The organism is Amycolatopsis sp. 195334CR, assembly GCF_017309385.1.
Taxonomy (GTDB): Bacteria; Actinomycetota; Actinomycetes; order Mycobacteriales; family Pseudonocardiaceae; genus Amycolatopsis.
Map to the genome: position 1 here is coordinate 352,051 of NZ_JAFJMJ010000001.1, position 21,358 is coordinate 373,408.

At 70.7% G+C, this 21,358-nt stretch carries 18 protein-coding genes; 6 read left to right on the top strand and 12 right to left on the bottom strand.

Annotated elements, in window-relative coordinates; genetic code table 11:
* Nucleotides 1-126 precede the first annotated feature (126 nt).
* Together leuD and leuC are read right to left on the bottom strand one after the other, a co-directional pair.
* Complete coding sequence (gene leuD / locus JYK18_RS01705) at nucleotides 127-726, bottom strand: 3-isopropylmalate dehydratase small subunit (RefSeq protein ID WP_206799731.1); 600 nt, start codon at nucleotides 724-726, stop codon at nucleotides 127-129.
* A gap of 26 nt (nucleotides 727-752) precedes the next feature.
* Nucleotides 753-2,192, bottom strand: coding sequence for a 3-isopropylmalate dehydratase large subunit (leuC, locus tag JYK18_RS01710; protein WP_206799738.1), 1,440 nt, complete (start codon nucleotides 2,190-2,192; stop codon nucleotides 753-755).
* A gap of 79 nt (nucleotides 2,193-2,271) precedes the next feature.
* Between leuC and JYK18_RS01715 the strand changes: the two genes are divergently transcribed.
* Nucleotides 2,272-2,973, top strand: coding sequence for an IclR family transcriptional regulator (locus JYK18_RS01715; protein ID WP_206799740.1), 702 nt, complete (start codon nucleotides 2,272-2,274; stop codon nucleotides 2,971-2,973).
* A 237-nt stretch (nucleotides 2,974-3,210) separates the two neighbouring features.
* Here the strand turns inward: JYK18_RS01715 and JYK18_RS01720 are convergent, their stop codons facing one another.
* From JYK18_RS01720 to JYK18_RS01740, 5 genes are all read right to left on the bottom strand, one after another.
* Nucleotides 3,211-4,095 carry an SDR family oxidoreductase gene (locus tag JYK18_RS01720; RefSeq protein WP_206799750.1) on the bottom strand — a complete coding sequence of 295 codons (885 nt, stop codon included), beginning with the start codon at nucleotides 4,093-4,095 and terminating at the stop codon, nucleotides 3,211-3,213.
* A 14-nt stretch (nucleotides 4,096-4,109) separates the two neighbouring features.
* The gene (locus JYK18_RS01725) at nucleotides 4,110-4,958 is read right to left on the bottom strand and encodes a MaoC/PaaZ C-terminal domain-containing protein (protein ID WP_206799752.1); all 849 of its coding nucleotides are present in this window, start codon (nucleotides 4,956-4,958) and stop codon (nucleotides 4,110-4,112) included.
* Nucleotides 4,958-5,389: an SRPBCC family protein gene (locus JYK18_RS01730; protein WP_206799754.1), complete on the bottom strand. Its 432-nt coding sequence runs from the start codon at nucleotides 5,387-5,389 to the stop codon at nucleotides 4,958-4,960. Before JYK18_RS01730 ends, JYK18_RS01725 begins: the two co-directional genes overlap by 1 nt.
* 17 nt (nucleotides 5,390-5,406) lie before the next feature.
* Nucleotides 5,407-6,597, bottom strand: coding sequence for a lipid-transfer protein (locus JYK18_RS01735; RefSeq protein ID WP_206799763.1), 1,191 nt, complete (start codon nucleotides 6,595-6,597; stop codon nucleotides 5,407-5,409).
* Between the two features lie 152 nt (nucleotides 6,598-6,749).
* Nucleotides 6,750-7,802 carry a chitinase gene (locus JYK18_RS01740; RefSeq protein WP_206799765.1) on the bottom strand — a complete coding sequence of 351 codons (1,053 nt, stop codon included), beginning with the start codon at nucleotides 7,800-7,802 and terminating at the stop codon, nucleotides 6,750-6,752.
* 423 nt (nucleotides 7,803-8,225) lie between these two features.
* On the opposite strand from JYK18_RS01740, the gene JYK18_RS01745 reads away from it, so the two are divergent.
* A complete protein-coding gene (locus JYK18_RS01745; protein WP_206799776.1) occupies nucleotides 8,226-11,132 on the top strand; it encodes an MASE1 domain-containing protein in 2,907 nt (968 codons plus the stop codon).
* A gap of 197 nt (nucleotides 11,133-11,329) precedes the next feature.
* On the top strand, nucleotides 11,330-11,770 hold the full coding sequence (locus tag JYK18_RS01750) for an STAS domain-containing protein (protein ID WP_206799778.1): 441 nt from the start codon (nucleotides 11,330-11,332) through the stop codon (nucleotides 11,768-11,770).
* Nucleotides 11,771-11,875: 105 nt separating this feature from the next.
* On the opposite strand, the gene JYK18_RS01755 is transcribed toward JYK18_RS01750, so the two are convergent.
* Nucleotides 11,876-12,748 (bottom strand): alpha/beta fold hydrolase, encoded by an 873-nt coding sequence (locus tag JYK18_RS01755; RefSeq protein ID WP_206799780.1) that lies wholly within the window; start codon nucleotides 12,746-12,748, stop codon nucleotides 11,876-11,878.
* Nucleotides 12,749-12,903: 155 nt separating this feature from the next.
* Between JYK18_RS01755 and JYK18_RS01760 the strand changes: the two genes are divergently transcribed.
* Nucleotides 12,904-13,554: a VCBS repeat-containing protein gene (locus JYK18_RS01760; RefSeq protein WP_206799782.1), complete on the top strand. Its 651-nt coding sequence runs from the start codon at nucleotides 12,904-12,906 to the stop codon at nucleotides 13,552-13,554.
* Between the two features lies 1 nt (nucleotide 13,555).
* Here the strand turns inward: JYK18_RS01760 and JYK18_RS01765 are convergent, their stop codons facing one another.
* Both JYK18_RS01765 and JYK18_RS01770 read right to left on the bottom strand, forming a co-directional pair.
* Nucleotides 13,556-15,175, bottom strand: coding sequence for a family 43 glycosylhydrolase (locus tag JYK18_RS01765; protein ID WP_206799791.1), 1,620 nt, complete (start codon nucleotides 15,173-15,175; stop codon nucleotides 13,556-13,558).
* 49 nt (nucleotides 15,176-15,224) lie between these two features.
* Complete coding sequence (locus JYK18_RS01770) at nucleotides 15,225-15,896, bottom strand: YitT family protein (RefSeq protein WP_242578905.1); 672 nt, start codon at nucleotides 15,894-15,896, stop codon at nucleotides 15,225-15,227.
* Nucleotides 15,897-15,958: 62 nt separating this feature from the next.
* Between JYK18_RS01770 and JYK18_RS01775 the strand changes: the two genes are divergently transcribed.
* Both JYK18_RS01775 and JYK18_RS01780 read left to right on the top strand, forming a co-directional pair.
* Nucleotides 15,959-17,335 (top strand): PLP-dependent aminotransferase family protein, encoded by a 1,377-nt coding sequence (locus JYK18_RS01775; protein ID WP_307795750.1) that lies wholly within the window; start codon nucleotides 15,959-15,961, stop codon nucleotides 17,333-17,335.
* 66 nt (nucleotides 17,336-17,401) lie between these two features.
* Nucleotides 17,402-18,430 carry an IS30 family transposase gene (locus JYK18_RS01780; protein WP_277992142.1) on the top strand — a complete coding sequence of 343 codons (1,029 nt, stop codon included), beginning with the start codon at nucleotides 17,402-17,404 and terminating at the stop codon, nucleotides 18,428-18,430.
* A 58-nt stretch (nucleotides 18,431-18,488) separates the two neighbouring features.
* On the opposite strand, the gene JYK18_RS01785 is transcribed toward JYK18_RS01780, so the two are convergent.
* Both JYK18_RS01785 and JYK18_RS01790 read right to left on the bottom strand, forming a co-directional pair.
* Nucleotides 18,489-20,645 carry an MMPL family transporter gene (locus tag JYK18_RS01785; RefSeq protein WP_206799801.1) on the bottom strand — a complete coding sequence of 719 codons (2,157 nt, stop codon included), beginning with the start codon at nucleotides 20,643-20,645 and terminating at the stop codon, nucleotides 18,489-18,491.
* 6 nt (nucleotides 20,646-20,651) lie between these two features.
* Nucleotides 20,652-21,257: a TetR/AcrR family transcriptional regulator gene (locus JYK18_RS01790; RefSeq protein ID WP_206799804.1), complete on the bottom strand. Its 606-nt coding sequence runs from the start codon at nucleotides 21,255-21,257 to the stop codon at nucleotides 20,652-20,654.
* Between the last annotated feature and the right edge of the window lie 101 nt (nucleotides 21,258-21,358).

A 21,358-nucleotide genomic window follows, 5' to 3' on the forward strand; every position in this document is an offset into this window, starting at 1 on the left:
CCTTGTATCGGCGGTGGTTCCGCCTCTAGAGGGACCCTCAGCGGGGCTCCAGCGGGCCGTCTGGCACGGGTGTACCGCCCTCCGGCGGGGCCTGGATTCCCTTGTTGAGCAGGGAATCCCTGCAGCTCAGCCGCCCAGTGGGGTGGTCACCGGCTTCCAGGAGGGCCGGCCGGATTCGAACGAATCGATCTCATCGGCGTGTCGCAGGGTGAGAGCGATGTCATCCAGCCCCTCGAGCAGCCGCCAGCGGGTGTAGTCGTCGATCGCGAAGGGCGCGGTGAAGTCCTTGGCCCGTACGGTCTTCGCCTGGAGGTCCACCGAGACCTCCGTGCCGGGGTCGTTCTCGAGCAGCTTCCAGAGCAGCTCGACGTCCGACTGCTCGCACTGGGCGGCCAGCAGGCCCTGCTTGCCGGAGTTCCCCCGGAAGATGTCGGCGAACCGGGACGAGATGACCACGCGGAAGCCGTAGTTCATCAGCGCCCAGACCGCGTGCTCCCGGGAGGAGCCGGTGCCGAAGTCCGGCCCGGCGACCAGCACGCTGCCCGCCCGGAAGGGCTCCTGGTTCAGCACGAACTCGCTGTCCGAGCGCCAGGCGGCGAACAGCCCGTCCTCGAACCCGGTGCGGGTCACGCGCTTGAGGTAGACGGCCGGGATGATCTGGTCAGTGTCCACGTTGGACCGGCGCAGCGGCACGCCGACGCCGGTGTGGGTGGTGAAGGGGTCCATGGGTGCTCCTGGGGGGCGAGAGAAGGCTACTGGGCGGTACCGGCCGTTGCGGGGGCCAGGTCTTCCGGCGAGGAGAGCGTGCCGCGGACCGCGGTCGCGGCGGCCACCAGCGGCGAGACCAGGTGCGTCCGGCCCCCCTTGCCCTGCCTGCCCTCGAAGTTCCGGTTGGAGGTCGACGCGCTGCGCTCCCCCGGCTTGAGCTGGTCCGGGTTCATCCCCAGGCACATCGAACAGCCCGCCTGCCGCCATTCGGCCCCGGCGTCGGTGAAGATCTTGTTCAGCCCCTCGGCTTCGGCGGCCTGGCGCACCCGCATCGAGCCCGGCACCACCAGCATCCGCACGTTCTCGGCCACCTTGTGCCCGGCCAGCACCGCCGCGGCGGCCCGCAGGTCCTCGATCCGGCCGTTCGTGCACGAGCCGAGGAAGACGGTGTCCACCTGGATCTCACGCAGCGGGGTGCCCGGCTTGAGGTCCATATAGGACAGGGCCTTCTCGGCGGCGAACCGCTCGTTCTCGTCGGCGATCCGCTCGGGGTCGGGCACCGACTCGCCCAGCGGCAGGCCCTGGCCGGGGTTGGTGCCCCAGGTCACGAACGGGGTGAGCGAGTCGGCGTCGAGGTGCACCTCGGCGTCGAACTCCGCGTCGTCGTCGGTCCGCAGCTCGCGCCAGTTGGCCACCGCGGCGTCCCAGTCCGCGCCGGTCGGTGCGTGCGGACGGCCTTCGAGGTAGTCGAAGGTGACCTGGTCCGGTGCGATCATCCCGGCGCGGGCGCCCGCCTCGATCGACATGTTGCAGACGGTCATGCGGGCTTCCATGGACAGCGCCTCGATCGCGCTGCCGCGGTACTCGAGCACGTAGCCCTGCCCGCCGCCGGTGCCGATCTTGGCGATCACCGCGAGGATGATGTCCTTGGCGGTCACGCCGGGGCGGAGCTGGCCATCGACGTTGATCGCCATCGTCTTGAATGGACGCAGCGGCAGCGTCTGGGTGGCCAGCACGTGCTCCACCTCGGAGGTGCCGATGCCGAAGGCCATCGCGCCGAACGCGCCGTGGGTGGAGGTGTGGCTGTCGCCGCAGACCACCGTGGTGCCCGGCTGGGTCAGCCCGAGCTGCGGGCCGATCACGTGCACGATGCCCTGCTCGGCGTCGCCCATCGGGTGCAGCCGGACGCCGAACTCCTTGCAGTTCCGGCGAAGCGTGTCGACCTGGGTCCGCGACACGGGGTCGGCGATCGGCAGTTCGATGTCGACCGTCGGCACGTTGTGGTCCTCGGTGGCGATGGTCAGGTCCGGCCTGCGCACCGGGCGACCGGCCAGCCGGAGGCCGTCGAAGGCCTGCGGGCTGGTGACTTCGTGCACCAGGTGCAGGTCGATGTAGAGCAGGTCGGGCTCGGCTCCCTCGCCCCGGCGCACCACATGTGCGTCCCACACCTTTTCCGCCAGCGTGCGGCCCCGCGTTTTGGACATCAGGGCTCCTCCCATAAGACGTTACCGGGATTTTCCCAGGATCTGGACTTCCCAAACTTCGGGAAGATAGTATCGCGCTGTGGGACAGCATAGCGGTATCGGAGTCCTGGACAAGGCGGTGGCCGTGCTGCAGGCGGTCGCCGAAGATCCCTGTGGACTCGCCGAACTCTGCAGCCGGACCGGCCTTCCGCGCGCCACCGCGCACCGGCTGGCGGTCGGGCTGGAGGTGCACAGACTGCTCCGGCGCGGGCCGGACGGGCGCTGGCGGCCGGGCACGGCTCTGGCCGAACTCGCCGGTGGCACAACGGATCCGCTGCTCGACGCGGCGGGCTCGGTGCTGCCGAAGCTGCGGGACATCACCGGCGAGAGCGTGCAGCTCTACCGCCGGGACGGGGTGCAGCGGGTCTGCGTGTCGACCGCGGAGCCGCCGAGTGGCCTGCGCGACACCGTGCCGATCGGGTCACGGTTGCCGATGACCGCCGGTTCCGGCGCGAAGGTGCTCGCCGCGTGGTCGGATCCGCACACGCAGCGCGCGATCCTGACCGACGCGGTCTACGGCGAGCGCACGCTGCTGGAGGTGCGGCGGCGCGGCTGGGCGCAAAGCGTGGCCGAACGGGAGCCGGGTGTGGCGAGCGTCTCGGCGCCGGTGCGGGATTCCGCCGGCACCGTGGTCGCCGCGGTCTCGGTGTCCGGGCCGATCGAGCGCATCGGGCGCAAGCCGGGCGCGCGCTGGGCGGCGGACCTGCTGGCCGCCGCGGAAGCCCTGCAGGAACGCCTCTGAGCGAACGCTATGAGTGGGGCATTACTTGCGTTGAATGCTAGTAATGCCCCACTCATAGCGTTGACCGGCCGGTCAACTGCAGCTTCCGCAGCAGCCGCAGCCGGGGCCGGTGCACGAGCTGCAGCAGTTGCATCCACCCATAGCGGAACCCACCTTCCTCGTCGCCGAACGAGCCGTTCCAGCGTACGAACCCGGCGAGGGGTGGCACACCGCTCACTGAGTGGTATGCGGTTTCCGCTATGTGAGCGACCACCCGGCGAGCCGCGAGGCGATGTCGTCGATCGTCCACGGGTCCTCGGTTTCCGTGGTCTCGGCGACCGACCAGCCGCGCAGCAACTGGATGGATCCGCCCTGCACGGCGAAGACCTGGCCGGTGTGCGGGCACCGGTCGCTCGCCAGGTAGGCCACCAGTGGCGCGATGTTGGCCGGGGCGAAGGCGTCGAACTCGCCCGCTTCGACCTCCTGCGCGAAAATCGCGCCCATGCCCGGAGTAGCCAGGGTGAGCCGCGTACGCGCGATCGGGGCGATCGCGTTCACCCGCACGCCGTAGCGTTCCAACTCCGCCGCGGCCACGAGCGTGAGCGCGGCGATCCCCGCCTTGGCCGCGCCGTAGTTCGCCTGACCCGCGTTCGGCAGCGTGGTTCCCGAGGCCGAGGCCGTGTTGATCACCGCGGCCGCAACGGGTTCCCCGGCCTTCGACCGCGCCTTCCAGTACGCCGCCGCGTGGTGCAGCACCGCCGCGTGCCCCTTGAGGTGCACCGCGATCACCGCGTCCCACTGCGCTTCGCCCAGCCCGGCCAGGAAGGCGTCGCGCAGGATGCCCGCGTTGTTGACCACGACGTCGAGCTTCCCGAACTCGGCGACCGCCTGGTCCACCAGCGCCGCGGCACCGTCCCAGGTGGCCACATCGGCCGTGCTGGCGACCGCTTTCCCGCCCGCGGCGGTGATCTCCGCCACCACCTCCTGCGCCGGTCCGGCGTCCGAGCCGCTGCCGTCGTTGGCCCCGCCCAGATCGTTGACCACCACCGCGCCGCCCTCGGCGGCGAACAGCAGCGCGTGCTCGCGCCCGATGCCGCGCCCGGCGCCGGTGATCACCGCGACCCGTCCGTCCAGTGCTCCCATGCCGCTGTTCTCCTTCAGTCGGTGATCTCGGCGAGGCCGTCGGTGAGCACCACCTGCGCCCCCGCGGTCGTTTCGTAGGCGTAGCCGCCGGATCCCGTGCGCCAGAACCGCGTGTGCAGGTCCTGGCCGGGAAAAACCGGCTTGGCGAAGCGAACCGCCAGCCGCCGCAACCTCGTCACGTCGCCGCCGGCCAGTTCGGTCAGCGCCCCCCACGAGGTGAAGGCCATGCTGCACAGGCCGTGCGCGATGATGCCGGGCAGCCCGGCCTCCTTCGCGATTTCCTCGTCGAGGTGGATCGGCATCGGGTCGCCCGCGGCCGGGCCGTACCGGAACGTCTGGTCCTCGTCGAGGTGCTGGGTGATCTCGGCCACCGGCGGCTGCTCCCGCAGCGCTTCGTCGAACCGGTGCCCCGGCGCCAGTTCACCCACTTGCGCACCAGCGTCGAACCCGCGCACCACGAAGGTCACGTACTGGTCGTTGACCGGATCGCCGTCCGCGGTGCGGGTTTCCAGGTGGACGTTCGCCGCTGTGCCCTTCGGCCTGCCGCGGTAGCCGAGCATCCTGGCCCTGGCCACCAGCCGGTCGCCGGGCCGGATCGGCCGGTGGAAGCGGAAATCCTGCTCGCCGTGCAGCACCCGGCCGATCAGCGGCAGCGGTACCACTTCGAGCGCCGGTTCCAGCAGCGACTGGAACACCGGCACGATCGCGAACACCGGGCTGGCGAGTTCGCCGTTCCGGTGCGCCGGGATCGGGTCGTTGGTGGCGGCCGCGTACTCCGCGATCCGTTCGGCGGTCACGTCGAAGCGGATCTCGTCCGTCCACTCGCCCAGCCGGCCCGGGTCGAACTTCAGCTCGTCGTCCATCAGGCGACCAGCGCGGCGAAGTTCTCCAGCGACTTCTCCAGGTTCTTCCTGGCGTCCTTCTCCACCGCCTTGCCCAGCGCGCCGACGATCATCTGCCCGCTGAACTCGGCGTCGATGGTGGCGGTGGACCGCTCCCCGGCCGGCTCCACCCGGAGTTCGAAGGTGACCTTCACCCCGGCCATCCCGGTGCCGGAGATGACCAGCCGGTTCGGCGCGTCGAACTCGCCGACGGTCCAGGCGATCGCGTTCGCCATGCCGAGCATGGTGACCACCTCGGTGGCCTGCGCGCCGGCGCTGAACTCGGCGGGCACCTCGCCCTTCCACTTGGTGTGGATGGTCAGCCACTTCTCGAAGTTGTTCGGGTTGGAGAACTCGGCCCACACCTTCTCCTGCGGTGCGGGCAGTTCCACCGACGCGTTGACCTTGCCCATGTGCATCCTCCGTTGTCTCAGCGCTCGGCGCGCTGGTAGGCGGTGACCACGGCGGCACCGCCGAGGCCGATGTTGTGCTGCAGCGCGGCGGTGACCCCGTCGACCTGCCGCTTCTCCGCGGTGCCGCGCAGTTGCCAGGTCAGTTCGGCGCACTGCGCCAGCCCGGTGGCGCCGAGCGGGTGTCCTTTCGAGATCAACCCGCCGGACGGGTTCACCACCCACTTGCCGCCGTAGGTGGTCGCGCCGTCGTCGACGAGCTGCCCGGCTTCCCCGTCGGCGCAGAGGCCGAGGGCTTCGTAGAGCAGCAGCTCGTTGGCGGAGAAGCAGTCGTGCAGCTCGATCACCTGGAAGTCGGCCGGGCCGAGGCCGGACTGCTCGTAGACCTTCCGCGCGGCCCGCACGTTCATGTCGTGACCGACGATGTTCTTCGCGCTGCCGTCGAAAGTGGACGCGAAGTCGGTGGTCATCGCCTGTCCGACGATCTCCACCGCCTGCCCGGCCAGGCCCCGTTCTTCCACAAAGGATTCGCTGACCAGCACCGCGGCGCCGGAACCGTCCGAAGTGGGCGAGCACTGCAGCTTGGTCAGCGGGTCGTAGATCATCCGCGAGCCGAGGATGTCGTCCAGTGTGTACTCGTCCTGGAACTGCGAGTACGGGTTGTGCACCGAGTGCTTGTGGTTCTTGTGCCCGATCTTCGCGAAGTGCTCGGCGGTGGTGCCGTACTGCTTCATGTGCTCGCGCCCGGCGGCGCCGAACATCCACGGCGCGGGCGGGAAGAGCACCTCGGAGATCTCGGCCAGCGCCTGGAGGTGGTTGCCCAGCGGCTGCTCGCGATCGTCGAAAGTGGACCCGAGCGAACCGGGCTGCATCTTTTCGAAGCCCAGCGCCAGCACGCAGTCGGCCTGCCCGCTCTTGACCGCCTGCGCGGCCAGGTACAGCGCGGTCGAGCCGGTGGAGCAGTTGTTGTTGACGTTGACGATCGGGATGCCGGTCAGGCCCAGTTCGTAGACCGCGCGCTGCCCGGAGGTCGACTCGCCGTAGACGTAGCCGACGTAGGCCTGCTCGACCTGCTGGTATTCGATCCCGGCGTCCGCCAGCGCCCTGGTCCCGGACTCCTTCGCCATTCGCGGGTAGTCCCAGTCCGGCCGACGGCCCGGCTTCTCGAACTTGGTCATGCCCACACCGGCGACGTACACCCTGTTCGCCACGGCGGCCTCCTTCCGTTGCCGCCGCAATTACATACCAACAGGAATGTATCTTTCAAGCCCCTGGGTGACCGAGGCCACCCCCGAACGCAGTGAATGTGGCTTTCACAGCGCCTGGCGCTGTGAAAGCCACATTCACTGCACGGGGACGGGCGTCAGCGGCCCTGGAGGGACTTGACGTTGTTGCCGAAGGTCCAGTTGCGCGAGCCGTCCCAGTTGATCGACCAGGTCATCAGGCCCTTGAGGCCGCCGGAGTAGGCGTTCCACGCCTGCGCCACCAGCCCGGTCGACATGTACCCGCCGCCGGCGCCCGGTTGCGCGGGCAGGCCGGGCACCTGCTTGTCGAACGGCACCCGGATCGTGGTGCCCTGGATCACCAGGCCCTGGTTGAGGCAGTTGGTCTGCGCGGTGAAGCCCTGCACGGTGCCGGCCTGGTACGAGTCACCGGCGCAGCCGTACATGCTGCCGTTGTAGTACTGCATGTTCAGCCACCACAGCCTGCCGTTGTCCGCATACTTCTTGATGATCGGCAGGTAGGCACCCCAGATCGAGCCGTAGACCACGCTGCCGCCGGTGACGTAGGCGGTCTCCGGTGCCATGGTCAGCCCGAAGTTCGACGGCATCTGCGCGAGCACGCCGTCGATGATCCGGATCAGGTTCGCCTGCGACGCCGACGGCGTGCCGATGTTGCCGCTGCCGACCAGACCGGTCTCGATGTCGATGTCGATGCCGTCGAAGTTGTACTTCTTCAGGATCGGCACGATGGTGGCGACGAACCGGTCGGCCACCGCGCTCGAGTTCAGGTCGATGCCCGCGGTCGCGCCGCCGATGGACATCAGGATGGTGGCGCCGGCCGCCTTCGCCGCGCACATCTCGGCCGGGGTGGCCACCTTCACCGTGGAGTCCATGCCGTCCTGCCACAGCACGGTGCCGTCGGAGAGGATGACCGGGAAGGCGGCGTTGATGACGTTGTACCCGTGCGCCGCGATGCGGGAGTCGGTGATCGGGATCCAGCCGAGCGGCGGGTGGACGCCGTTCGAGGCGCCGTCCCAGTTCTCCCAGTAACCCTGGAGCACCTTGCCCGCCGGTTTGGACTTCACCGCACAGGTCTCGGCGGCTTGGGTGCTTTCCGCGGCCGCCGCCGGGGTCAGCAGCGTCAGCAGGGCCGCCGAAGCGACCAAGAGCGCGCGGGATCTACGACCGAACATACCCAGCTCCCTATCTCGAAGCGTCGTTGCCACAGCAGAGAACACGGCCGTCACCCGACGATAACCGCAGCTCGGGCGCCCACAGTACCTACTTTCGGGTGGTCTAGACCATATTGTTGGTGACGCCTCCGGCGTCGCGGCGAGGTCGCTTGGGATCCGGTCGACGGGCGAGGCACGCCGTGCCGCTGGACGGCCCGTCGCACGTCCCCCGTTGACCGGCGCGACCTCGCGCGGCCGCATGCGGGGGTCGGTGGGTGATCGGGTGTTGTGAATGTGGCTTTCACTGCGGAATCGGCAGTGAAAGCCACATTCACAGCATCGGGGCGGAGGGGGGCCGCAGAGCGGCGGGCGGCGCGGGCACCGGATCGGGGTGGGTCTTTGGACTCTAGTCCCGGGGGAACGGGGGGCTTAGCGTCGAGGGTGATGGGTTCCCGATCAGCGCGATGGGCCGCCGCCGTGCTCGCGCTCGCTGTTTGCTACTACCTCGGCGCGCGGCTCGGCCTGGAGTTCGCGCTGGTGCGCGGCCAGGTCGCCCCGCTGTGGCCGTCGACCGGGCTGGCGGTGGCGGCCATGCTCCGCTTCGGCGTCCGCCTGTGGCCTGGGGCGCTGCTCGGGTCGCTGGCCGCCAACGCCCCGCTCGGCCCCTCCCCGCTCGCCGTGCTCGGCATCGCCGCGGGCGCGGCCGCCGCCCCTTCGGTGGCCGTGCTGTTGTTGCGCCACGCGGGGTTCCGGACGGAACTGACCCGGCTGCGCGACGTGATGTCGCTCGTCCTGTTCGGCGCGGTGGCCGGGATGGCGATCAGCGCCACCGTCGGCGTCGGCACGCTGACCGCCGCCGGGGCGATCCCGCGCGAGGAGGCCCTCACCGCCTGGTCGGTGTGGTGGGCGGGCGACGCCACCGGCCTGCTGGTCTTCGCCCCCGCCGCACTCGTGCTCTTCACCGCGCCCCGCGTGCGCTGGCCGGAGATCACCACCGCGCACTGGGTCCAGGCCGCCGCGCTGACCACCGGCACGCTCGCGCTCGCGGCCGCGGTGGCCGCCGGTCAGGTGCCCTGGCTGTTCATCATCTTCCCGGTGGTGATCTGGTGCGCCTGGCGCCTCGGCCTCGCCGTGGTCGCCCCCTGCCTGGTCATCGCCACCACCGGCACCACCATCGCCGCCGCACTCGGGGCCGGGCCGTTCGCCGGGCAGGCCCTGGTGAACCGGATGGTGCTGCTCCAGTCGTTCAACGGCGCGCTGGTGCTGACCGGGCTGCTGCTCGCCGCCGCGGCCGCCGAGCAGCGGGTGGCCACCGCGATCAGCGAACAGGCCGGTGCCGAACTGGAGGCCAGGGTCACCGAGCGGACGGCGATGTTCACCGAGGCCGAGCGCGTGGGCCGGGTGGGCAGCTGGGAACGCGACGTGGCCACCGACGCGGTGACCTGGAGCGACCAGATGTTCCGCCTCTACGGCCTGGTCCCCCGCTCGCGCGAGCTGACCTACCAGACCTTTCTCGCCTACGTGCACCCCGACGACCGCGAACTCGTCACCACCACCAACGAACAGGCGTTGCGCGACCACCTCGACACCGAGATCGCGCACCGGGTGGTGTGGCCGGACGGCACCATCCGCTGGCTCAACCGCCGCGCCAGCCTGGTGGTGGACAAGTCCGGCGTGGTGCGGAAGATGGTCGGCACCGCGCAGGACATCACCGCCGCCAGGACCGCCGCCGCGGAAACCCGGCTCCTGCTCGAATCCGGCACCGACGCCATCCTCGGCTTCGACGCAGCCGGGCTCGTCACGCTGGCCAACGACCGCGCCGCTGACCTGTTCGGCGAACTCACCGGCGAGCACATCAAGCGGGCCCTGCCGGAACTGGACACCGACCGGGCGGTCCAGGGCGCCGAGGTGGTCGGCAGGCGCCAGAACGGTGCCGAGTTCCCGGCCGAGGTCACGCTGCGGCCGTTGTCCGAGGCCGAAGCCGCGTTCGGCGGCACGGTCGCGGTGGCGGTGGTCCGCGATCTGACCCGCCGCAAGGAAGCCGAACGGGCCCGGCGGCAACTGCAGGACGAGCACCGCCGCCGCCAGCAGGCGCTGGAGATCAACGACAACGTCATCCAGGGCCTGTCGGCGGCGCTCTACGCACTGGACTCCGGTGAATCCGAGCGGGCGGTGCGCACGCTGCGGCGCACCCTCGACACCGCGCGGGAAACCATGCGGAACCTGTTGCACGACAGCACCGGCATCGCGCCCGGCGACCTCGTGCGGCGTCAACCGGCCGCGCTCGCGCCACCCGCCAAACCCGCCGCGGACCCGCGTCCCGCCGCCTCCGCCCCGGTCACCGCGGTGATCGCCGACGACAGCCGCGAGGTGCGGTTCGCCCTGCGCGCGCTGCTGGAATCGTTGCCGGGCATCACGGTCGTCGGCGAAGTGGCCGACGGCATCGAGGCAGTGCGCATCGCCACGGAACGGCAGCCCGACGCGATGCTGCTGGACCTGGCCATGCCCGCGATGGACGGGCTCGAAGCGCTGCCGCTGATCCTCGCCGCCTCACCGGGCACCAAGGTCATCGTGGTCTCCGGGTACGGCCGCGACCAGGTGGCCGAGCAGGCGCTGCGCCTCGGTGCCACCGCGTACGTGGAGAAGGGCGGTTCGACCCGGTTGCTGGCGAACCTGCTCGCCGACCTGTTCTCCGAGATCGGCCGCGAGCGCCGGGAACCGCCGCCCAGCCAGGACACCGACGACCACTCCGGCCTGGACCCGCAGACCGAGCTGGCGGTGACCTGCGCGCACGAACTGCGCAACCCGATCACCGCGCTCACCAGCATCACCCAGTTGCTGCGGGAGCAGAGCGACCGGATGCCGTCCGCGACCGTCCACAAGCTACTCGGCGCGATGGCGCGCAGCCTGCGGCAGATCGACCGGCTGGTGCAGGACCTCGCCGACGCCGGGCGGATGCTCTCGGGCAACCTGGAACTGCTGCTGGAGCCCACCGACCTCGGTGACCTGGCCAGGACGGTGCTCGGTGAACTGGCCGACCTGACCGACGACCACCCGGTGGAACTGCGGGCCGAGGCCGGCGTGGTGGCCGGGGTGGACCCGTTCCGCATCCGGCAGGTGCTGGCGAACCTGCTGGGCAACGCGGCGAAGTTCAGCCCGCCGGGGAGCCCGATCCGGCTCACCCTCGCGGTCGAGGGCGAGCGCGTGGAGATCGCGGTCACCGACCGCGGCCCCGGGGTGCCCGCCGAGCACCGCGACCGGCTGTTCGGCAAGTTCGAACGGCTCGGCAGCACGCAGAAGGGCACCGGGCTGGGGTTGTACATCTCGCAGGAGATCGCCCGGGCGCACTAGGGGGAGCTGGTGCTGGCGGAGAGCGGTCCCGGCGGCAGCACGTTCGTGCTCTCCCTGCCGATCGTGCTCAGCGGGCAGTGGCCGGAGCATGCACTAGAAAGCTAAGCCCCCGTCATCCTGCCGCCCCTGCGCGCCAGGCGCATAATGGGGCGACTGGGAGCAGTTTTCCCCGTCGGGCAGAAGCGAGGGAGCACACCTTGCCAACGGCCGGAGACGTCTGCGTCGAACTCCGCGTCCACCGCAGCGGAGTGGTCATCGGCTGCGTGACCGGTGATGCCGACTGGCTCGGCGCCCCGGCGCTCGGCCGGTTCCTGGCCAAGCGCGTCGCGGCCCGCGAGGATTTTGTGCTCGACCTGCGGGGCCTGGGCTTTCTCGGTGCCGCGGGGCTGGCCACGCTGCTGGAGACGGCCTCGTCGGCGGCCGAGGAGAACGTGTCCTGGGCGATGGTGACCTGGGGTCCGGTGGTGAACCGGGTGATCGAGGCGATCGGCGTGAGCACGGTGCTGCCGACCCACCCGACCCTGTTCGAGGCACTCGCCGACGTCAAGGCCGGCAGGCAGCGGCTCGACCGCGCCCCGTTCCGGTCGGCGCGACGCCCGGTCACGGTGGGCTCGGGCTTCCGGCCGCCACCCGCCTGAGGCCGACGGCGGGCTTGCGGCCAGCGGCGGGCTTCCACCCGCCTGAGGCAGCGGCGGGCTTGCGGCCAGCGGCGGGCTTCCGCCCGCCTGAGGCCACCGGCGGTTTCAGGCGCCGTCGAACCAGCGCAGGACCCGTTCGGCCACTTCGTCCGGTTGCTCCAAGTGCAGGAAGTGCCCGGCGTCGCGGAGCACCGCCACGTCGGAGCCCGGAGCCAGCCCGCGGTTCGCGTGCTCGAAGTGCTCGACGGCGATGCAGCCGTCGTCCGCGCCCGCCATCACCAGCAGCGGCTTGCCCGCGGTGGCCTCGCTGCGCGCCCCGAAGTCCACCAGCGCCGGATCGTGCCTGCTGGGGTCGAAGTTCGCCCGGTAGATCTTCAGCGAGTTCGCGATGTACCGCTCGTCGCCGTACATGCGGTGGATGCGCTCCCGGTGCTCCGGCGACGGGGTCAGCCCCGGCGACCAGGTGGCCCACAGGTGGTCGATCAGCCGCCGGTCCAGCTGGAGCACCGTTTCGGCGACGCCCTCGACGGTGAACATCCACAGGTAGAACAACCGCTGCTGCTGCGCGGGATCGCGCAGCGCGGCGACCAGCGTCGCGGGCGGTGGCACCGCCATCGTCACGCCCCGGCGCAGGGTTTCCGGCCAGGCCGCGGCCACCCGCCCCACCATGCCCGCGCCGATGTCGTGCCCGATCATGTCCACGCCGTCCGGGTCGAGCGCCCTGGCGACGGCCGCCGCGTCGGCGGCGAGGGTGAGGCTGTCGCCGTAGCGCAGTTCGTCCGCGGTGTCCGGGTGGAACCCCCGCAGGTACGGCGCGACCACCCGCCTGCCCGCGGCGACCAGCCGTTCGGCCAGCGGACCCCAGGTCTCGGGGTGGTCGGGAAACCCGTGCCAGCACACCACCACCGGCCCGTCCCCGGCGGCCAGCGCGGGGAAGTCGAGCCGGTCGGTCCGGACCAGGATCTCCTCGAAGTCCATGCGGTCAGCCTAGTGTGATCCGACTGTGACCTGGGTCACAAATGGCCAACTGGTGGCTTTCCCACGCATCTACCAAGTGTCAGGGGAAACAATCACCGCAACAGTCTTCAGTGGACAGTCCACAGGAGACTTACCAGGTATAGGGGGGAAATCTCATGCACCGGCACCTCAAGATCCGCAGCACCGCCGCCGCACTGCTGGCGCTGGCCGCGGTACCCGCGTTGGCCGGAACGGCTTCGGCCGCCGACTCCGGGGTCACCGCGGACTTCACCGGGGACGGCAAGGCGGACACCGCCGCGCTGGCCGGCACCGGCGATCCCGCCAGGCAGCAGCTGGTGTTCAACGTCGTCGACGGCGGCACCAGCTCGATCGTGCTGCCCGCGGACCCGGTGGCCGGTCCGCAGGACCTGCGGGTCACCGACATCAACGGCGACGGCCGCGCCGAAGTGCTGGTCACCTTCTCGCGCGGGGCGAACACCGACTTCAGCACCTTCGTCGAGCTGGGCCCGGACGGCCCGCGCACGCTCACCGGTCCCGACGGCACGCGGTTCGACGTCACCGAAGGCGGCGGGATCGCCGCTCGCCTCGGCTACGAATGCGCGTCGAACGCCGAGGGCGGCCGCGACCTGATCACCCTGGGCGCCACCAGGATCGACACCGGCAACGGCGGCGAACTGGTCTACGAGGGCCAGCGCACCCGCTACGCCGTCGAAAACGGCGCCCTCACCGAGGTCGACACCTACAACTTCGCCGGTGCGGGCCAGGACGACCCGGTGCTGAAGACGGACCCGGCCAGCTGCGCCTGAGCTATCGGCTGAGCACCGGCACGGTGGTGCACGCGTGGGGTACGTCGGCGTAGGAGTTGTCGGCGCGCAGGCGCTGGTAGCCGATCTCCAGCAGTGCGGCGCCGGGCCGGTGCAGGGTCACTTCGACCCGGCCGCCGTGCACCGCCACCGTGCCCGCGGTCGCCGGGATGAGCTTGGCGCGCAAGCGGTTCAGCGGGTTGGCCAGGTCGAAGGCGGCACCCGGCGCGCTCCGCACGGTCACGCCGGTACCGCCCGCGACCCCGGGCCGCACCCGCAGCAGGCGCTCGTCGGCGCGGAGGCCGAGCGGGCCCACCCCGGCGGGCAGCGGCTGGTCGGCGGTGGTCAGGTCGATGGCGAGCGGCCCCGCCACCCGCATCCGCGAGCTGTACAGGCGCCGGTTGTCCGTTGTGGACGGACGGCCGTGGTGCACGTAGAACTGCTCGGTACCGTCCGGGGACGCGGTGATGCTGCCGTGCCCGGTGGAGTACACGGCCTGCGCCGGGTCCTGCGACAGCACCGGGTTCGCCGGGCTCTTGCGCCACGGCCCGAGCGGGCTGTCCGCCGTCGCGTAGCCGACGCCGTAGTGCTCGTTCTCGTAGTTGTTCGCCGAGTAGGTCAGGCGGTAGACCGGTTTGCCGTGCTCGTCGGTGGTCCGCACGGTGGTCGAACCTTCAGCCCAGCGCCGGTCCTTCTTCGCCCCGCCGGTTTTCGCGTAGTCGTCGACGTGCGCGTTCTCCCACGACTGCTTGTCCGAGCCGTAGTTCAGGATCGGCGTGAAGCCGTCCTTGCGGGTGCCCGGCGGGTCGGCCGGATCGAGGTTGGCGTCGCGGTAGGACGGTGCGATCGACGGCTTGGTCCGGCCCGCCGGGTCGTGCCACCAGTCGGCGGTCAGCTCGACGGCGTAGATGTTGGACTCCTCGACGTACTTGCCGAGATCGGTGTCCCACACCCAGTTCCGGTAGGCGTTGCGGGAGAAGTAGAGGTAGATCCGGCCGTCCGCGTCGAAGAACACGTTCGGGTCGATGAACGGGATGTACGTGCCCAGCGGCGCGCTCTGGCCCTCTTCCCGCGTGGCGGGCGGTTTCTTCTGCGCGGCGTCCATGATCAGGTTGACGTCGTGGTAGTCCGGGTCGAACGGGTGGTAGTCCAGCGGTCCCGGCGCGACGTCGCGGAACGGACCGGCCGGTGAGTTCGCCACCGCGACGCCCACCTTCGACGGCTCCTCGAAGTCCGCGTACTTGAAGTGCTCCGCCACGTTCCGGTTCATCCGGCCCGAGTAGAAGAAGTAGTACAGCCCGGTTTTCTCGTTGTGGTACAGCTCCGGCGCCCAGAACCAGTCGTGCGCCCAGGTGCCCGCCTTGCCCGCTTCGAGCGCGCCACCGGGCAGGTGCTCCCAGGTGGCCAGGTCCGGCGAGCGGTAGATGCCGAAGTGGTAACCGGGATCGGCGCCCTCGGTCGAATAGGCGTAGTAGTACCCGCTCGCGCGGTCGAAGTGCACGAACGGATCGGCGCCGGGCGTGGCCGCGTTGTTGAAGTACGTGGGTGGCTTCGAAACCGCCGCCGCGGGCGAGACCCCGGCCAGGAGCAGCAGGCCGACCACCAGGAGAACGCACTTCCGCACGGCCTACCCCTGTTTCCTGTTGTTGGTTCTTGTCGATTGTCGGGTATTTTCAGCCGCCTTTCCCGGCCTTGTCAAGGTGGTCGCCGGGCAGCCGGACCGTGGTGAACCGCAGGAACTGCTGCACGAACGGCCCCATCGCCAGCGCGACCACCAGCGTGCCGAAGCCCGCGGTCCCGCCGAGCGCCCAGCCGACGGCCAGCACCACCACCTCGATCGCGGTGCGCACCAGCCAGATCGGCTTGCCGCTGACCCGCACGGCCCCGGTCATCAGCCCGTCGCGCGGGCCGGAGCCGAAGCGCGCGCCGAGGTAGACCGCGTCGAAGAAGGTGAGCAGGACCAGGCCGAGCAGGAAGAAGCCGAAGCGCGGCCCGAGCCCGTCCGGCGCGGGCAGGAGCCAGACCGCGAGGTCCGCCGACAGGCCGACCAGCAGCACGTTCAGCAGGGTGCCGAGGCCGGGCAGTTCCCGGAGCGGGATCCAGAAGAGCAACACGGCCACCGCGATCAGGTTGGTGGCCCAGCCGAAGCTCAGCCCGGTGCGCTCGGAGACCCCTTCCGCGAGCACGCTCCAGCTGGACGCGCCGAGGCCGGACTCGACCAGGAGGGTGACGGAGAAGCCGTACCCGACCAGGCCGGCGACCAGTTGCGGGAGGCGGCGGAGCTTCTTCCCGGCGCGGAGCTGCTCCCCCGCGGTCATCCGCCGGGCCACGGACTGCGTGCTCATACCGGTGATCTTGCTCGGCAACTGGCCTTGTCAGAAAGGGCCAGATCGGCAACGCTGGCCCGGTGCACACCAGCAGCCACGCGCTGGCCGGCCTGCTCGGCGACTTCGCGGCCGGCCCGGGCCCGGCGCACCGGCGGCTCAGCGACCTGGTCCGCCTGCTCATCCTGGACGGCCGCCTGCCGCTGGACACCGCCCTGCCCGGCGAGCGGGACCTGGCCGCCGTGCTCGGGATCAGCCGCACCACGGTTTCCACCGCCTACGCCACCCTGCGCGAACAGGGTTATCTGTCCACTCGCGACCGAGCGCGCGGCCGGACGCGCGTGCCACCGGGCAAGCACGCCGAACCGGGCGCGGCCGGGCCGGACCTGATCGACTTCTCGCACGCGGCGTCACCCGCGCCGGGTGAGGCGTTGCACCGCGCGTACACGCGGGCGCTGGACCGGCTCCCCCGCTACTTGCCGCGCCACGGCTACAACCCGGCGGGCCTGCCCGAACTGCGCGAAGCCGTCGCCCGGCGGTACACCGATCGCGGGCGGCCCACCGATCCGGCGCAGATCCTGGTCACCAACGGCGCCCAGCACGCGTTCAGCCTGCTCGTCCGTACCACGCTGCGCCCGCGCGACCGGGTGGTGACCGACCACCCGAGCTATCCGCACGCGTTGCGGGTGCTGCGGACGGCGGGGTGCCGGATCACGCCGGTCGCGCTCACCGAAGACGGCTGGGACGTCGACGCGCTGACCGAGGCGGCCCGTGGCGCGGCGATGACCTTCCTGATCCCGGACTTCCACAACCCGACCGGGCTGGTGATGTCCGAAGTGGACCGGGCGCGGCTGCGGCTGGACGGCAGGCTGGTGGTCGACGAGACGATGGGTGAGCTGGCGCTGGACACCGCGCCGCCGACGCCGATCCCCGGCGCGGTCTCGATCGGCTCGGCGGCGAAGACCTTCTGGGGCGGGCTGCGGATCGGCTGGCTGCGCGGCGACCGGGAATTGGTGCAGCGGCTGGCGCAGGCACGCGCGGGCACCGATCTCGGGACGCCGGTGGTGGAGCAGCTGGCCTGCGCGGAGTTGCTCGGGGAGATCGAGCGGGTGCTGCCGGGCAGGCTGGCCTCGTTGCGGGAACGCCGGGCGCTGCTGCTGGAACTGGTCGCCGAGCACCTGCCGGACTGGACGGTGGGGCGATCCGATGGCGGGCTGTCGGTGTGGGCGCGCCTGCCGGACCCGGTCAGCTCGGCGCTGGCGGCGGTGGCCCCGCAGTTCGGCGTGCACCTGGCGGCGGGGCCGCGGTTCGGCGTCGGGGGTGCCTTCGAACGCTTCGTCCGGCTGCCGTACGCACTGGACGCGGCGCCGATGACCGCCGGGATCAAGGGCATCGCGGCGGCACTGGCCGCCGTCCGCTCTGGCCGCCGGGCGAACTCGGCTCCGGCTCCCCTGGCCTGAACGCAGTGAATGTGGGGTTGTCTCAATCGGTTGTTGCAAGTGGCGGCAGCTGATAGGAGATCTCTCATGCCAGGACCCCGGTTGACGTGCGAGGAACGAGTGATGATCCAGAACGGTCTGGATCAAGGACTTACCCAGGACGCGATCGCGAAAGTCCTGGGTAAGTCACCCTCGACGATTTCCCGTGAGGTACGCCGCGGCGGTGGACCGCGGTGTTCCAGGCCCGGCACCACGATCACTGGCCGGCCTCGCCGCTACCGGGCCGACCGAGCCCAGCGTCTGGCCATCGAACGCGGCCGGCGCCCGAAACCCCACCTGCTGGCAGGTGAGCTGGCGGCGGTGGTGACCGGTCTGCTGGAAGCGGACTGGTCACCCCAGCAGATCTCGCAGATGCTGCCGACGTTGTTCCCCGATGATGAGGCTATGCGGGTGAGTCACGAGACGATCTATCAGTCGTTGTTCGTCCAAGGCCGTGGTGAGCTGCGGCGGGAACTGGCCGCTCACCTGCGCAGCGGCCGCACCGGCCGCCGGTCCCGCGCGGCCACCGGGGCGCGCCGCGCGGGCCGTATCGCCGGCATGGTCCCGATCAGCCAGCGTCCCGCCACCGCCGCCGACCGGGCCGTTCCCGGGCACTGGGAAGGCGACCTGCTCCTGGGCGGTACCGGCAAGGGCGCGGTGATCACCCTGGTCGAGCGGACCTCGAGGTTCGTGCTGCTGGCACCACTACCGGACAGTCACAAGGCCCTCGACGTCCGCACATTGCTCACCGGCATGATCACCGCCCTGCCCGACACGCTCACCCAGTCGCTGACCTGGGACCAGGGCAACGAGATGGCCCAGCACGCCCAGTTCACCCTCGACACCGGCCTGCAGGTCTACTTCTGCGACCCACACAGCCCCTGGCAACGCGGCAGCAACGAAAACACCAACGGCCTGCTCCGCCAGTACTGGCCCAAAGGCTCAGACCTACGCCACCTCACCCAAACCCACTGCGACACCATCGCCCAGCGCCTGAACACCCGCCCACGCAAAACCCTCAACTGGCACACTCCAGCACAAACACTCGACAAAGCCCTACTTGCAACAACCAGTTGAGACCGCCTGGCTTTCACAGCGGAATCCGCAGTGAAAGCCACATTCACTGCACTGGGAGCTACGCGTCGACCGTTTCGCGTTCCCTCGGCTTCGGGTGGTCTTCGGTGAGGGCGGCGCCTTCGACGTCGAGCACCGGCAGCCACCGCAGCCACGAAGGCAGCCACCACGCGCGTTCCCCGAGCAGCGCCAGCGCGGCGGGCACCAGGATCATCCGCACCACGAAGGCGTCCGCGAGGATGCCGATCGCCAGCGCGAACGCGATCGACTTGATCGCCGGCTCCCCGGCGGGCACGAAGCCCGCGAACACGAAGAACATGATCAGTGCCGCGGCCACCACCACCGGCGCCGCCTGCTTGAAGCCGGTGACGATGGCGTCCTTCGGCGAAGCTCCGCGGTGGTGCGCCTCGTGCATCCGCGACACCAGGAAGATCTGGTAGTCCATGGCCAGGCCGAACAGGATGCCGATGACCAGGATCGGCGTCAGGCTGATCAGCGGCCCCGGCGCGTCCAGGTTCACCGCGTCACCGAGCCAGCCCCACTGGAACACCGCGACCGTCGCACCCAGCGACGCACCCACGGTGAGCAGGAAGCCCAGCACGCCGACCAGCGGCACCAGCAGCGAACGGAACACCAGGATCAGCAGCAGCAGGGCCAGGCCGACCACGATCACCAGGTAGATCGGCAGCGCCTCGTCGAGCGAGACCGCCACGTCCACGCTGACCGCGGTGGCGCCGGTGACCGAGGCCTCGACCCCGTCCAGACCGGCGAGGTAGTCGCGCAGATCGGAAACCAGGTGCTCGGTGTCCTCGCTGGTGGGCCCGGATTCCGGGATCACCGTGAGCATCGCGGGCATACCGGGCGGACCCGGCTTCGGCGGCACGACCATCGCGGTGTCACCGATCGCGTCGATCGGGCCGACCGCCTGCATCGCCTGCTGGCTCGCCTGCGGGCCTTCGAAGAGCACGATCAGCGGCCCGTTGACCCCGGCGCCGAACGCGTCGGTGAGCAGGGCCTCGGCCCGCTCCTGCGTGCTCTCCGCCGGCGGGATCTGGACCAGCGTGGTGCGCATCTGGGTGACCGGCAGCGCGATCGCGCCCAGGCCGATGATCGCCAGCAGCAGCACCGAAACCCGGCGCTTGGTGACCGTGCCGATCCAGCCGCCGTAGACCTTGCTCTCGGTTTCCGCCTCGGCGGGGGCCTCGCGCTGCTTGCGCGGCAGCGCGCGCTTGCCGAGGAAACCGAGCACGGCGGGCACCAGGGTCAGCGCGACCAGCACCGCGACCACGATGGTGGCGGCCGCGGCCACGCCCATCTGGGTCAGGAACGGAATGCCGACCACGATCAGCCCGAGCAGCGCGATGATCACCGTGATGCCCGCGGTGAGCACCGCCGACCCGGCCGTGCCGACCGCGGTGCCGATCGCGGTGGGCACGTCCTTGCCCTCGCGCAGCTCATGTCGGTAGCGGTTGATGATGAACAACGCGTAGTCGATGCCGACGGCCAGGCCGAGCATGCCGGCCAGCGCCGAGGTGGTCGACTGCAGATCCATGAACCCGGTGGCGATGGTGATGCCCAGCACGCCGATGCCCACGCCGACCGCCGCGGTCAGCAGGTTCATCCCGGCCGCCACCAGCGAGCCGTAGGTCAGCGCGAGGATCACCAGCGCCAGCACCACACCGACGGCCTCGGTGGCGCCGCCGATGTGCGGCGCGGCCATGGTGGCCTCACCCTTCACCTCGGCGGTGAAACCACCGGCGCGCGCCTGGTCGACCGCAGCGAACAAGGCGTCCTGGTCGGCGGTGCTGACCCCGCCCGGCGGGGCGGAGTAGCTCACCGTGCTGTAGGCGGTGTCCTGGCCGGGATTGACCGCGGGAGCGGCCGGGTCCAGCGGGTTGCTCGCGCCGACCGCGCCCGGCAGCTCGTTCAGCTTCGCCACCAGGCCACCGATCACCTGCGCGTTCTCCGGTGAGGTCAGCTTCTGCCCCTCGGGGGCCTTGATCACCACCTGGGCGGTGGCGCCGCCACCGCCGGCGCTCTTGATCTTCTCCAGCGCCGTGGTGGATTCCTGGCCGGGGATGGAGAAGTTGTTCGCGGTGGTGCCGGACAGGGTCAAGGCGCCGATACCGGCGCCGACCAGTACGACGAGCCACACCAGAACCACGGCCAACCGGCGCCGCTGGGCGGCCAAACCGAGCCGGTACAACAGACGTGCCATCGGGAATCAGGCCTCCACCTGGTCGTGACGGGAAGTGGCGGGCGACGGGCTTCGGTGGCCGAGCGCGTCCGCGCAGGTCGCGATGATCAGCGGCCGCCAGGCGGTTTTCTCGCCGTGCTCGTTGGCGGCCAGGGTGAGCACAGCCAGCGCGCTGAGCGCGCCGATGACCCGCACGACCCGCTCCGGCGGATCGGCGGCCACCGCGTCGACGGCGGTGTCGACGGCGAAGATCTTCGAAACGAACATGTCCTCCGCGTCGAGCGCGGGTTCCGCGTCCGGCGTGGTCACCGTGCGGAAGGCCAGGGCCACCAGCCCCGGCCGGTCCAGCGCGATGTCGGTCAGCAGTTCGAGCGCGCGCAGGTCGCGCTCGCGCCCCGGCGGCAGCGCCGCCAGCCGGTCGAGCACGCGCCTGCCCTGCTCGCGGGCGACCTCGAGCGCGGCGGTGTAGAGCGCTTCCTTGGTCGGGAAGTGGTGCAGCAGTCCGGCTTTGGACAGGCCGACCGCGTCCGCCACGGCCTTCAGCGAGGTCTGGGCGAACCCGTGCTGGGCGAACAGGGTGGAGGCGTGATCGAGGATCTCCGCGTCCGCCTGCTGCCGGAATGGTCGGGCCATGGTGATCACCGTACCGAGTTACCGACCGAACTGGTCGGTAAACCGACCGACGTCACATCTCAAGCAAGCGACTGACTTAATGGTTAGAGTGTGACCGGTAC

What these genes read in the sequence shown, in the direction of transcription:
- leuD (WP_206799731.1), bottom strand. Translation starts at nt 726, where the DNA reads ATGGACCCCTTCACCACCCACACCGGCGTCGGCGTGCCGCTGCGCCGG.
- leuC (WP_206799738.1), bottom strand. Translation starts at nt 2,192, where the DNA reads ATGTCCAAAACGCGGGGCCGCACGCTGGCGGAAAAGGTGTGGGACGCA.
- JYK18_RS01720 (WP_206799750.1), bottom strand. Translation starts at nt 4,095, where the DNA reads ATGGGAGCACTGGACGGACGGGTCGCGGTGATCACCGGCGCCGGGCGC.
- JYK18_RS01725 (WP_206799752.1), bottom strand. Translation starts at nt 4,958, where the DNA reads ATGGACGACGAGCTGAAGTTCGACCCGGGCCGGCTGGGCGAGTGGACG.
- JYK18_RS01730 (WP_206799754.1), bottom strand. Translation starts at nt 5,389, where the DNA reads ATGGGCAAGGTCAACGCGTCGGTGGAACTGCCCGCACCGCAGGAGAAG.
- JYK18_RS01740 (WP_206799765.1), bottom strand. Translation starts at nt 7,802, where the DNA reads ATGTTCGGTCGTAGATCCCGCGCGCTCTTGGTCGCTTCGGCGGCCCTG.
- JYK18_RS01745 (WP_206799776.1), top strand. Translation starts at nt 8,226, where the DNA reads ATGGGTTCCCGATCAGCGCGATGGGCCGCCGCCGTGCTCGCGCTCGCT.
- JYK18_RS01755 (WP_206799780.1), bottom strand. Translation starts at nt 12,748, where the DNA reads ATGGACTTCGAGGAGATCCTGGTCCGGACCGACCGGCTCGACTTCCCC.
- JYK18_RS01760 (WP_206799782.1), top strand. Translation starts at nt 12,904, where the DNA reads ATGCACCGGCACCTCAAGATCCGCAGCACCGCCGCCGCACTGCTGGCG.
- JYK18_RS01770 (WP_242578905.1), bottom strand. Translation starts at nt 15,896, where the DNA reads ATGAGCACGCAGTCCGTGGCCCGGCGGATGACCGCGGGGGAGCAGCTC.
- JYK18_RS01780 (WP_277992142.1), top strand. Translation starts at nt 17,402, where the DNA reads ATGCCAGGACCCCGGTTGACGTGCGAGGAACGAGTGATGATCCAGAAC.
- JYK18_RS01785 (WP_206799801.1), bottom strand. Translation starts at nt 20,645, where the DNA reads ATGGCACGTCTGTTGTACCGGCTCGGTTTGGCCGCCCAGCGGCGCCGG.
- JYK18_RS01790 (WP_206799804.1), bottom strand. Translation starts at nt 21,257, where the DNA reads ATGGCCCGACCATTCCGGCAGCAGGCGGACGCGGAGATCCTCGATCAC.